The organism is Aeromonas sp. R9-2 (genome assembly GCF_040908025.1).
Lineage (GTDB): Bacteria > Pseudomonadota > Gammaproteobacteria > Enterobacterales > Aeromonadaceae > Aeromonas > Aeromonas veronii.
Genome location: NZ_JBFOCX010000020.1, coordinates 211,201 through 223,395 on the forward strand (window position 1 = coordinate 211,201; position 12,195 = coordinate 223,395).

Annotated in this window: 13 protein-coding genes; 1 reads left to right on the plus strand and 12 read right to left on the minus strand. The window is 58.9% G+C overall.

Translation table 11 applies throughout. The annotated features are described in order from the left end of the window. Positions 1-59: 59 nt before the first annotated feature. Entirely contained in the window at positions 60-1,436 is a 1,377-nt protein-coding gene (locus AB5Y71_RS07010; RefSeq protein WP_368171273.1) for an MDR family MFS transporter, read from the minus strand. Between the two features lie 173 nt (positions 1,437-1,609). On the opposite strand from AB5Y71_RS07010, the gene AB5Y71_RS07015 reads away from it, so the two are divergent. Then, positions 1,610-2,200, plus strand: a complete 591-nt coding sequence (locus tag AB5Y71_RS07015; RefSeq protein ID WP_368171274.1) for an HAD family hydrolase — start codon at positions 1,610-1,612, stop codon at positions 2,198-2,200. An 84-nt stretch (positions 2,201-2,284) separates the two neighbouring features. On the opposite strand, the gene AB5Y71_RS07020 is transcribed toward AB5Y71_RS07015, so the two are convergent. The 11 genes from AB5Y71_RS07020 to AB5Y71_RS07070 all read right to left on the minus strand — a co-directional run bounded on the left by AB5Y71_RS07020 (position 2,285) and on the right by AB5Y71_RS07070 (position 12,144). Next, positions 2,285-2,545, minus strand: a complete 261-nt coding sequence (locus AB5Y71_RS07020) for a hypothetical protein (protein ID WP_076491277.1) — start codon at positions 2,543-2,545, stop codon at positions 2,285-2,287. A gap of 234 nt (positions 2,546-2,779) precedes the next feature. After that, the gene (locus AB5Y71_RS07025) at positions 2,780-3,577 is read right to left on the minus strand and encodes a DUF1338 domain-containing protein (protein ID WP_021229798.1); all 798 of its coding nucleotides are present in this window, start codon (positions 3,575-3,577) and stop codon (positions 2,780-2,782) included. 59 nt (positions 3,578-3,636) lie between these two features. Beyond that, entirely contained in the window at positions 3,637-5,106 is a 1,470-nt protein-coding gene (astD, locus tag AB5Y71_RS07030; RefSeq protein ID WP_368171275.1) for a succinylglutamate-semialdehyde dehydrogenase, read from the minus strand. Between the two features lie 72 nt (positions 5,107-5,178). Beyond that, on the minus strand, positions 5,179-6,198 hold the full coding sequence (gene astA / locus AB5Y71_RS07035) for an arginine N-succinyltransferase (RefSeq protein WP_005334994.1): 1,020 nt from the start codon (positions 6,196-6,198) through the stop codon (positions 5,179-5,181). Positions 6,199-6,274: 76 nt separating this feature from the next. Beyond that, positions 6,275-7,492: an aspartate aminotransferase family protein gene (locus tag AB5Y71_RS07040; protein ID WP_368171276.1), complete on the minus strand. Its 1,218-nt coding sequence runs from the start codon at positions 7,490-7,492 to the stop codon at positions 6,275-6,277. 276 nt (positions 7,493-7,768) lie between these two features. Further along, positions 7,769-8,350, minus strand: coding sequence for an aminodeoxychorismate synthase component II (locus AB5Y71_RS07045; RefSeq protein WP_120415599.1), 582 nt, complete (start codon positions 8,348-8,350; stop codon positions 7,769-7,771). Positions 8,351-8,371: 21 nt separating this feature from the next. Next, positions 8,372-8,587: a hypothetical protein gene (locus AB5Y71_RS07050; protein ID WP_005334997.1), complete on the minus strand. Its 216-nt coding sequence runs from the start codon at positions 8,585-8,587 to the stop codon at positions 8,372-8,374. Between the two features lie 118 nt (positions 8,588-8,705). Beyond that, complete coding sequence (gene trpS, locus AB5Y71_RS07055) at positions 8,706-9,710, minus strand: tryptophan--tRNA ligase (protein WP_005362251.1); 1,005 nt, start codon at positions 9,708-9,710, stop codon at positions 8,706-8,708. A gap of 42 nt (positions 9,711-9,752) precedes the next feature. Beyond that, positions 9,753-10,421 (minus strand): phosphoglycolate phosphatase, encoded by a 669-nt coding sequence (locus AB5Y71_RS07060; RefSeq protein ID WP_227274169.1) that lies wholly within the window; start codon positions 10,419-10,421, stop codon positions 9,753-9,755. Next, the gene (rpe, locus tag AB5Y71_RS07065; RefSeq protein ID WP_368171277.1) at positions 10,408-11,082 is read right to left on the minus strand and encodes a ribulose-phosphate 3-epimerase; all 675 of its coding nucleotides are present in this window, start codon (positions 11,080-11,082) and stop codon (positions 10,408-10,410) included. Before rpe ends, AB5Y71_RS07060 begins: the two co-directional genes overlap by 14 nt. Before the next feature lie 189 nt (positions 11,083-11,271). Further along, the gene (locus AB5Y71_RS07070) at positions 11,272-12,144 is read right to left on the minus strand and encodes a Dam family site-specific DNA-(adenine-N6)-methyltransferase (protein ID WP_005335008.1); all 873 of its coding nucleotides are present in this window, start codon (positions 12,142-12,144) and stop codon (positions 11,272-11,274) included. Positions 12,145-12,195 lie beyond the last annotated feature (51 nt).

Here is a 12,195-nt window from a genome sequence, read left to right on the forward strand (position 1 = left end):
GGCTCCCCGCGGGGAGCCCTGATGCTAGCTATGGTGAGCCAATGTTGGCGCAGGCCTGATCAGGCACTAATGGAGGCCAGCTCATGGCGCTTCAACGCCAGCAATGTGATGAGCAGCGCCAGCGTGGCGATCAGTGCCATGCCGATATAGGTCGCGCTGAAGCCCGGGGCCAGCAGATCGGGGGCAAGTCGGCTCAGATCGCCATCGCTGCCGGCTGGCAGGCGGAAATGAAACAACATGGAGCAGATAGCCACGCCGACGGCACCGCCAAGCTCCCGCCCGAAGTTGAACAGCGACATGCCGATACCGCGATCCTGCCGTGGCAGGGCATTTTGCACTACTACCGAGAGGGCGGGCAGCACCAGACCGAGACCAATACCGGCAAACCCGAGCGCCAGTCTGACCCAGGCATCGAAGTGGATCTGCCAAAGAGCCACTGCCGCGAGGCCAAAGCCCACCGCGACAAAGCTTTTGTAGTGACCGGTACGGCCAATCAGCTTGCCACCGACAAAGGCGCCGGCGGTAATGCAGATCATGAAGATCACCATGCTCATCCCGCTCTCGCTGGCGCTCAACCCCTTCTGCCACTGCATCTGCAACGGCAGATAGACCAGCACGGCAAACATCAGCAGTTGGGAGATCATCACCAGCAGCACGCTCACCAGATAGCCGGGCAGCTGGGCCAGATGGGCGGGCAATATGGGGTCGTGGGCACGCCGCTCAATCAGAATCAGCAGCAGCAACGCGACGCCCAGCGCCGCCGAGAGCCAGACTGCAGGCAGCGCCGCTTCCGGCGAGAGCAGCAACAGGGTGAGCGTGGTGACGGTAATCAGCAGACCCGCCCCCTTCCAGTCGAAGCGACTGTGGCGACGCACGTTGAGCTGTTTGAGGTTGCGGTTGATAAGAAAGACCGCCAGCGCCCCGAGCGGCAGGTTGATCCAGAAGATCCAGCGCCAGCTGAGCTGCTCGGTGAAATAGCCGCCAAGCAAGGGGCCAGCGATGCTGGAGACCGCATAGACCGCCGAAATGTAGCCCTGATACTTGCCCACCTCCCGCGGCGGAATGGTGTCGGCAATCACGGTAAACGCGAGGGCAATCAGGCCGCCGCCTCCCAGCCCTTGCAGCACCCGGGCTGCCAGCAAGGTCGGCAGATCCTGGGAGAGCGCACAGGCCACCGAGCCCGCCAGAAACAGGCCGATACCGATATTGAGCATCCGCACCCGGCCAAAGAGATCGCTCAGCTTGCCGTAGAGGGGCAGCACGGCGGTGGCCGCCAGCAGATAGGCGGTGACCACCCAGGTGAGGGCGGCACCGGCGTGCAGCTCGGCGCCAATCATGGGCAGCGGGGTGGTGACGATGCTTTTTTCCAGTGATCCCAGTGCGATCACCAGCGCCACACTGGAGAAAATGGTTTTGGGGGATATTTTCGAGGTCATAAGCGGACTCGCAGATCTGATATGCCAAAGTATCCGGCAATGAACGGATTATTGTCTCACAAATCAGCAAGAGATAGAAAAAACGGCGGCCACAATCTGCCCAACTATGAGGCCGATCCCACAAAACGCCGACCGTTTCTGCTAGCCTGCTCTATTTGATTCGAGGAGCCCCCATGAGCGAGCGTGAGCAGTACGGGTTTGATCACTACGATGCCCTGATTTTCGATATGGATGGCACTTTGGTAGATTCCATGCCCCTTCATCTGGATGCCTGGGAGCTCACCTGCGCCGAATTCGGCATCCCCTTCGAGCGGGAACAGCTCTATCAGTACGGCGGCATTCCCACCCGCAAGATCACCGCCATGCTGGCCGAGCAGCAGGGGCTGACGGTGGATGTCGAGGCTTTTACCCGTCGCAAGATTGCCCTCTATATGGAACATATCGACAAGGTCAGCGTCTTTCCCAAGATGTGGGAGCTGGTCAGGCACTATCACGGCAAGGTCAAGATGGGGATTGGCACCGGCTCACCGCGCAATCAGGCGGACTCCATCCTGAAAAGCACCGGGCTCGATGCCTATATCTCTGTGGTGGTGAGCGCCGATGATGTCACCAACCACAAGCCGCATCCCGACACCTTCTTGCAGGTGGCCGAACTGCTCGGCGCTAATCCCGCCAACTGTCTGGTGTTTGAAGATACCCGGATCGGGCTTGAGGCAGGGATGGATACCGTGCTGGTTATCAAAGGTGACCTGCACCAGCGGTAAAGTACTCAGGGCAAGCAGGCAAACCGATAAGATGGTGCCATCACAGTGGCACCATTTTTTATTCAGGTGAGCATAGCGGCAGCGTCAGTGCCCGGACAGAGTTGCGATCACCGCCGGAATAGTGGCAACCGTCAGACAAAGGGCGTTGGCGTTGGCCTCATCCTGTAGTGCCTGATGAGTGCGAAGCAGCTCAAGGGCTTCGGCAGGGGTATCTGCAAAGGTGGGGGCGGCGATGGCGGCAAATCCCTGTTCGACCAGTTGACGACGCTCATCGCTATAGCTGGGTGCATTGGCATCTAGATAGGTAAGCGCCTGACCCTGCTTGAAAAAGTGATAGTTAGGCATCGATTGGCCCCGCAAAAATAAAGCGCCATTCTACTCCTTTTTGCTCCGCCGCCCGCGTCAATCTGTGTCGTCTCAAGTGATCTCGTTCACATTTTTATCAACAAATTCTCACCTGTTAGGCGCCGTCCAAATCCCCTCTTCACGCGACGTCAGACAACACCCGATACCGTCACTCTGCGCCAAACAAAACGCCTCCACAAAGGAGGCGTTGCGACTGAAACAGGGTGGCTCCCGTTACATGGCATTCGTCGATTCGAAGATCTTGTCGGCCGAGGCCTCGACAAAGCCCGGATAGAGCACACCATCGGCCTGCGGATAGCGCAGGGCAAACTCGTAGAAGCAGCTCGGGATGGTACGCACCCCATCGCTGAACGGCACCTCGGCTTTGTCCGCCATGGTGGAGGATTGCTCCAGCATCACCTGCGGATCCCCTTTCACCTCGCCACCCACGCTGTTGAGCACGAAACCCGCCGCCTTCAGTGCCGCATTGACCTGATGGATGGTGTCAAAATCCTTCAACTTGTTGATATTGACCGTGAAGTGGTTGGCACGATAGCCCCATGCAGCCATCCAAGCCGCATACTCGCTCTCCGCCAGCAGAGTCTGATAATCGGCATAGGAGACCTGCCAGGGGGCGCCGGTGTAGAGAAATGCCGGGGTATCGGTCAGATGATCGGGCACCTGATCCGCCAGCTTGTGGATGATGGCCTGCGCCGCTGGGGAGAGTTCTTCCACCTTCAGCTCGCTGATAAACACCTTGGGAGCGTCCGGATCCTGATGCTCGAAGTGCTTGGCGTAGAGCTTCTTGGCCTTGAAAACGTACTCGCCCTTCTGCTCGTAACCGAGCGCCAGGAAGTGGGCGGCCAGCTTCTCCAGCCCCAGCTTGGGCAGGTTGTAGGTACGAAACGCCACGTGATCGTTGACGATGGGCTCGCCGCCACCCAGCAGAGTGTGCACCTTGAGGGCGCTCGGGGTCACCTTGATGTAGTTGTCCCACAGATGGCTGAACAGGGTGTCGATATCCTTTTGCATCTCTCTTTCCTTTGATTGCGGGTACAGATGGGGGCACCGCTGGATGCCCCGTGTCGTTATTAGAAGCGCAGGCCGGGCGACAGTTGATCCGGCATGGCGGCCTTGCTGTCTTCAACAGAGGCAACCGGATACGCACAGTAGTCAGCAGCGTAGTAGGCGCTTGCCCTGTGGTTGCCGGAAGCGCCGATGCCACCAAACGGCGCGGCACTGGAGGCGCCGGTGATGGGCTTGTTCCAGTTGACGATACCGGCGCGGATCCGCTTGAAGAAATGATGCCAGTCCGCCTCCTTGTCCCCCAGCAGACCGGCCGAGAGACCATAACGGGTGGCGTTGCCCTGATCGATGGCGGCATCAAAATCGTCATAGCGAATGAGTTGCAGCAGCGGGCCGAAGTACTCTTCGTCAGGCAACGCGCTCACTGAGGTCACGTCGATAATGCCCGGGGAGACAAAGCCTGTGCCCGCTTCCAGGTGCTTGAGGGTAAGCAGGCTCTCGCCACCGAGGCGCTGCAGGTTGGCTTGCGCCTCGACCATGCCCAGTGCAGCACGTTCGCTTATCATCGAGCCCATGAACGGCTGCTCGGCTGCATCATAGAGGCCGACCTTGATCTTGCCCACCACCTCGACCAGTCGCTTGACCAGGGCATCGCCCCGCTCGCCGCGCTCGACAAACAGACGGCGGGAGCAGGTGCAACGTTGACCCGAGGTGATGAACGCAGACTGGACGATGGCATGGACGGCGCCGTCGATGTCGCTCACGTCTTTCACGATCAGCGGGTTGTTGCCGCCCATCTCGAGCGCCAGAATTTTGCCCGGCTGACCGGCAAACTGCTGATGAAGGAAATGGCCGGTGCGGGAGGAGCCGGTGAAGAAGAGGCCGTCGATATCGGGATTGCCCGCCAGCGCCTTGCCGGTCTCGACCTCCCCTTGCACCAGATTGAGCACCCCCTTGGGCAATCCGGCCTGCTGCCACACCTTGACCATGGCTTCGGCCACCATGGGGGTCAGCTCGGAGGGTTTGAACACCACGGCGTTACCCGCAATCAGCGCCGGGACGATATGGCCGTTGGGCAGATGGCCCGGGAAGTTGTAGGGACCAAAGACCGCCACCACACCGTGGGGCTTGTGACGGACAAACGCCTTGGCGCCCGGCATGGGGTTTTCCACTGTACCGGTGCGCTCGTCATGGGCGCGGATGGAGATGGCGATCTTGCCCTGCATGGCGGCCACTTCGGTGCGGGTCTCCCACAGCGGTTTGCCGGTTTCGCGGGCGATAGTCAGGGCCAGCGCCTCTTTCTGCTCGCCGAGCAGGTCGGCATAACGGCGCACTATGGCCAGACGATCCTCAAGGCTCATATCCGCCCAGTGGTAGAAGGCGGCGCGGGCGGCCTTGACGGCGGCATCCACTTGCGCCGTGCTGGCGGCAGCCCCCTGCCAGATCACCTCGTTCTTGGCCGGATCGGTTGACTCGAACGGCTTGCCTTCACCGGCAAGCCACTGACCGTCGATAAATTGCACTAACTGGCTCATCCATTCACTCCCTGTCGCTGGCAGGCAGCCGAGGCTGCCTGTCTGATAATCGGTTTGCTTGTCCTGTTTGCCTCAGTCGAGGTCAACCACCCGCACCATGTCGCCATCCTGCACCTTGAGTGCCGCCGCCATCTTGGGCGGGATGATGGCTTCGTGCTTGTCGAGATCGACCCGGATATTGCCGTAGCAGGCGCGGTAATGCTCGAAACGGCTGTTGCAGATAAGGTGGGTCTTGCCACCGATGGGCTCGCCCACCAGCACCCGCAGTTTCTTGCTGCGGCGCACACTGCGGATATTCTTCACGTCGCACTCGACGGTGGGGCCCGCATCGAAAATATCGACGTAGCCACGGTTCACAAAGCCCTCGTCCTGCAGCATCTTGATGGCGGGACGGGTCTTCTCGTGGGTCTGACCGATAACGGCCCGCGCCTCTTTGCTCAGCAAATTGACGTAGATGGGGTACTTGGGCATCAACTCGGCGATAAAGCGCTTCTTGCCGATGCCGGTCAGATAGTCGACGGTGGGAAAATCCATCGAGAAAAAGTGAGTCTGCAGCCACTCGTAGAAGGGACTGTGGCCGTTGGCATCGGAGACGCCGCGCATCTCGGCGAAGACGGTCTCGTCAAACAACTCGGGGTGCTCGGCCATAAACAGAAAGCGGTGCTTGGAAAGCAGGCGGCCGTTGAGCCCCTCGCGGGCACATTCGCGCAAGAACAGGGTGCAGAGCTCGGAGTTGCCGGTGTAGTCGTTGGAGAGGGTCAGGGTTTCAACGACGTTGTAGATGCCGAGCTTGGGAGAAGAGTGCACCACCTTGCCGATGTGGTAGTTGTAAAACGGCTGGGAGAGGCCAACCGCGGCATCGATGGCACAGGTGCCCACCATCTCGCCAGTCTCCAGATCCTCGGCCACGAAGAAGTAAAGGCAGTCCCCCTTGCCGGCGGGCTTGTCGGAAAAAGTCTGGGTAGAGGCGTCAATCTTGCGCTGCAGCAGCTCATCGTTGACGGGCAACGAGGTCATGCCGGTGCCGGACTCGATGGCGCAGGTCTTGAGCCCGGCAAAATCTTTTTGCTCGATGGGACGGATAACCAACATAAATGACAACTCCCTTTCATTGACGACAGGTGGGGTCCCGGCTCCTGCCGGGAGAGCTCCCCACCTCAATTTGGAATCAGGCGTTAACCACCTGGGCAACCGCCTTCTCGAAGCGGGCCAGCCCTTCCTTGATGTCCGCTTCCGGGATCACCAGTGAAGGGGCAAAACGAACCACGTTGGTACCGGCCACCAGTGCCATCAGCCCCTGATCGATGGAGGCCAGCAGGAAGTCGCGGGAACGCCCTTTGTAGGCATCGCTCAGGGCCGCGCCCAGCAGCAGACCCTTGCCGCGGATCTCGCTGAAGCAGTGGTATTTGGCATTGATGGCTTCAAGGCCATCGCGGAACAGCTGCTCGCGTTGCTTTATGCCAGCCAGCACCTCCGGGGTATTGATCACGTCGATCACCGCCTCGGCGACCGCACAGGCCAGCGGGTTGCCGCCGTAGGTAGAGCCGTGAGTGCCCACTTTCAGGTAAGAGGCGATTTCGTTGGTAGTCAGCATGGCGCCGATGGGGAAACCGCCCCCCAGCGCCTTGGCGCTGGTGAGGATGTCCGGCGTGACGCCCAGACCCATATAGGCATAGAGATCACCGGTCCGGCCAACCCCTGACTGCACTTCGTCATACACCAGCAGGGCATTGTGTTTGTCGCACAGCTCGCGCACCCCTTTGGCAAACTCGTCGGTAGGACGAATGATGCCCCCCTCCCCTTGCAGCGGCTCCATCACCACGGCGCAGGTGTTGTCGGAGATCACCTCGGCCAGCGCCGCCAGATCGTTGTAGGGTACGTGGGTAATGTCACCGGGCTTGGGACCGAAGCCATCGGAGTAGGCTGCCTGGCCACCGACGCTGACGGTAAAGAAGGTACGACCGTGGAAACCCTGATTGAAGGCGATGATCTGGGTCTTCTGCTCGCCAAACTTCTCGATGGCGTAGCGGCGAGCCAGCTTGAGAGCGGCTTCGTTCGCTTCGGCGCCAGAGTTGCAGAAGTAGACCTTGTCGGCGAAGGTGGCGGCAACCAGCTTCTTAGCCAGGCGCAGGGCCGGCTCGTTGGTCATTACGTTGGAGAGGTGCCACAGCTTCTCGCCCTGGGTTTTCAGGGCCTCGACCAGCTTGGGATGACAGTGACCCAAACCGTTGACGGCGATGCCACCGGCGAAGTCGACATACTCGCGCCCTTCCTGATCCCAGACACGTGCCCCTTCACCACGCACCGGGATGATCTTGGCGGGCGCATAGTTGGGAACCATCACTTCATCAAACACTTCACGTGTCACTGCCAACAACTCTGACATATAGCTCTCCTTCGATTCGGCGACAGAATAATCCACCGCCCAAAAGTTAAATCCGTGTAAACGTGACGGGATTATCACAGAAATAAAGTAAAAAGTCTGTAACAAGACGGCCTATAAGGAACAATGTTCGATTGCTCTTGAGATTTTAGGCAACCGCATTGCATAACGACTCAGGGGGGCTTGGCAAGAGATAATTTGGGCAGGAGAGGGGGTGAATAAAGTGTCAGGGAAATTTTTTTTGCCTTCTCTCGAACTTGAGAAGGCGATCACAACTTTTTATGAACGCGCCAGAAAGTTGGCCAGCAACTGATGGCCCTGCTCGCTCAAAATACTCTCCGGATGGAACTGAACACCCTCGATGGGGAGCGTCTTGTGGCGCAGCCCCATGATCTCGTCAAACGAGCCATCGGCATGCTCGCTCCAGGCGGTGATCTCGAAGCAGTCAGGCAGCGTGTCGTGCTCCACCACCAAGGAGTGGTAACGAGTCACCCTCAGCGGGTTGTTGAGCCCCTTGAACACCCCCTCATTGCGATGGCGGATGAGCGAGGTTTTGCCGTGCATTACCTGACGGGCACGCACTACGCGGGCGCCGAAGGCCTGCGCCAGCGACTGATGACCGAGACAGACGCCGAGAATGGGCAGCTTGCCAGCAAAGTGGCTGATAGCATCGAGAGAGATCCCCGCCTCATTGGGCGTACAGGGACCGGGGGAGATCACCAGAAAACGGGGAGAGAGCTGCGCTATGGCATCAAGCGTCAGTTCATCATTACGCTTGACCACAACCTCTTGTCCCAGGGCGCCGAAATATTGCACCAGGTTCCAGGTAAAAGAGTCGTAGTTATCGATCAACAACAGCATGAGATAACCAACAGCGGAGAATTAACGATCGAGATAACGACCCTGTTCCATTTCCCGTTCACGCTGACACTCGGCCAGATAGATGGCGGCAGCAACGGCAGGGGTTTTATGGTGCTTGTCGATGGCATTGGAGACCATCAACTGCAGGGTATTGAGGTTTTTCGCCTTGCGAAATTTACGTAGCCAGTGACCTTTGTCACTCAGCTCTTCAGCAGAAATAGTTGGTTGAACAGGCATGCTTTCTCTTGGGGATATTACCCAGGTTGAAATAAAGAAATTAAACAAAATAGCCGGGCAGAAAATAAAGAAAGCCAGGCAAATACCCAGCTCTCTTCTACTACACCTTCCCAGTATGTCAGGCTCGAGGAACGAAGCCGACTACATCATATACGCTGGTCAGGGTTTTTTCAGCTCTTTCGCGCGCCTTTTGTGCTCCTTCTGCCAGAATCGCGATCAGATGGGCCTCATCCTGACGCAACTCGTGGAAACGGGCCTGGATCGGTTCCAGCAGCGCAACCACGGCTTCGGCGGTTTCGGTCTTGAGGTGACCGTACATCTTGCCTTCGAAGTGCTGCTCCAGCTCGGGGATGGAGCGGCCGGTCACGCCGGACATCAGGGTCAGCAGGTTGGAGACACCCGGTTTGTTTTCCGGGTCGAAACGCACCACCGCCGGCTCGTCGGAATCGGTCACCGCACGCTTGATCTTCTTGACGATCTGCTTGGGATCTTCCAGCAGGCCGATGAAGTTGGCTTCGTTGTCATCCGACTTGGACATCTTCTTGGTCGGATCCTGCAGGCTCATCACCCGCGCCCCTTCGGTCGGAATAAAGGGCTCCGGCATGGTGAATACCTCACCATAGAGGTTGTTGAAACGGGTGCAGATGTCGCGGGTCAGCTCCAGATGCTGCTTCTGGTCGTTGCCGACCGGTACCTGATTGGCCTGATAGAGCAGAATATCAGCGGCCATCAGCACCGGATAACCGAACAGGCCGACGTTGACGTTGTTCTCGAAACGGGCGGACTTGTCCTTGAACTGGGTCATGCGCGACAGCTCACCCATCTGGGTATAGCAGTTGAGGATCCAGCCCAGCTCGGCGTGCTGCGGCACGTGAGACTGGATGAAGACGGTGCTCTTCTTGGGATCGATACCGACCGCCAGATAGAGGGCGGCCGCGTCCAGACAAGCCTTGCGCAGGGCAGCCGGGTCCTGACGAGTGGTGATGGCGTGCAGGTCGACGATGCAGTAGAGGCAGTCGAACTCATCCTGCATGTTGACCCACTGACGCAGGGCCCCCATGTAGTTGCCGATGGTCAGTTGACCGGAGGGTTGCGCTCCGCTCAATACGATTGGTTTAGTCATGAGAGTGTTAATCCTTGTTATTCAGCCAGCCCAGCTGCGCTATTAGACCAAAAGTGCATCGAGCTGGGCAAACTGCTCGAATACCCAGTCTGGATGGGAGTCGGCGATGGGACGGCCATAGTTGTAGCCGTATGTAAGACCCACCACCTTCATGCCAGCCGCCTTGGCCGCCAGCACGTCATTTTCTGAGTCGCCCACCATCAGTGTGCGAGCCGGGCTCACCCCCAACTCTTGGCAAGCGTGCAGCAAGGGCTCCGGGCTCGGCTTCTTGACCGGCACGCAGTTGCCGCCAAGCCAGAGTTCGAAACAATCGCTGATGCCAAGGGCATCGAGGATGGGTGCCACGAAATCGCTCGGCTTGTTGGTGACGATCGCCTGCTTGTAGCCCAGGCTTTGCAGACGGCGCAGACTCTGCGCCACCCCTTCATACATCGCCAGCCCTTGCAGCAGGCAAGCGTTGTAGTGCTGGAAAAAGATCGGTCTGGCCTTGGCAAACAGCTCGGGATCGGCCTCGCGATAGGCGAGCGCCCGCTGGATCAGCTTGTCGGCGCCGTTGCCAACCCAGGTACGGATCACCGCTTCATCGGCCTGCGCCAGACCGAGGTCTGCCAGAGTCAGATTGACCGCCAGCGCCAGTTGGGCGGCGCTGTCAATGAGGGTGCCGTCCAGATCGAACAGCACCAAATCAAATTCGCGCTCAGCGTGTGACATGAGCCAGCTCCGCACGCATCTTGTCGATCACCGCCTTGTAGTCAGGCTGGCTGAAAATGGCCGAGCCGGCGACAAACATGTCGGCGCCCGCTTCGGCAATCTCGCGAATGTTGTCGACCTTCACCCCGCCATCGATCTCGAGGCGGATATCGCGGCCGCTCTCGTCGATCAGACGACGCACCTGACGCAGCTTGTCGAGGGTGCCGGGAATGAAGCTCTGGCCACCGAAGCCCGGGTTGACCGACATCAGCAGGATCACGTCCAGCTTGTCCATCACATACTCAAGGCAGGAGAGCGAGGTAGCAGGATTCAGCACCAGACCCGCCTGGCAGCCCATCTCCTTGATGAGGCCCAAAGAGCGATCAACGTGATCGGACGCTTCCGGATGGAAGGTGATGAGGGAAGCACCGGCCTTGGCAAAATCAGGAATGATGCGATCCACCGGCTTGACCATCAGGTGCACGTCGATGGGGGCATCGATACCGTAGTCACGCAGCGCCTGACAGACCATAGGGCCAATGGTCAGGTTGGGGACATAGTGGTTGTCCATCACGTCGAAGTGAACCACGTCGGCACCAGCAGCCAGTACCTTGGCTACATCGTCACCCAGACGGGCAAAATCAGCAGAGAGGATCGAGGGGGCAATCAGAAAGTCTTTCATCAGCATCATCCATTGGCAGCCAGGGAGAAAAAGCGGCGCAATTTTAACGTAAAAGGCGGGCGAAAACGACTCGAATGCGGGGTAAATGGGGCAATCACCTCCCCTCCCCCAGCAACCTGGGTTTTGGGGCATCGGCACGGGCGCGGACTCGCCCATAAAAAACGGCGCCCCTGGGCGCCGCATGGTCTGTTACGTCAGTGGCAGTAGTTCACTGTCGCTGGGATAGTAGCCCTGCTCCGGCTCGATACCGGGGGGATAGAGCGCCAACAACTCGGCCACCTTGTTGCGGGTGCCGCCGTTGCGGCTGATAGTGCGCTTGACCAGGATCTCGTCGAGGCGGGCACCGCGATAAAGCTCACGAGTCAGCTCGATATCGTGGTTGCTGATCAGCACCGGCACTCCTTTGTGAGCGGCTGTGTGGCGGGCCAGTCGCGCCAGGATCGCCTGATCATCCAGGGTAAACCCACCGGAGGCATAGGTGGTGAAGCTCGCCGTAGTGGAGAGCGGCGCATAGGGTGGATCACAATAGATAACCCAATCCTCTTCGGCACGCTTGATGGCGTCGGCGTAGCTCTCGCAGATAAAGGTCGCCTTCTGCGCCTTTTCGGCAAAGGCCCACAGCTCTTTTTCCGGGAAATAGGGCTTCTTGTAGGAACCGAACGGCACGTTGAAGCCGCCCTTCTTGTTGTAGCGGCATAGTCCGTTGAAACCGTGACGGTTGAGAAACAGGAACAAGAGTGCCCGCTCGAAGGTGGTCTCGGTCTGATTGAACTGGGTACGCAGCCGATAATAGGCCGCCTTGTGGTTGTGCTCTGCCACAAACAGCTTGCGCGCCTCGGCAATGAAACTGTCCGGCGTCAGCTTGAGGTGGTTGTACAGGCAGATCAGATCCGGATTGATGTCGTTGAGCACATACGCGTCGTAGTCGGTGTTGAGAAACACAGACCCGGCCCCGACGAAGGGCTCCAGCAACACACGCCCGGCCGGCAGGCGCTCGGCAATCTCTTCAACCAGGGAGTATTTTCCCCCGGCCCATTTTAAAAAAGCGCGTGTTTTTTTCATGGAAATCCGGTGTGTAAGAAGGCAAGACCCAAAAAGGGGGACGATTCTACC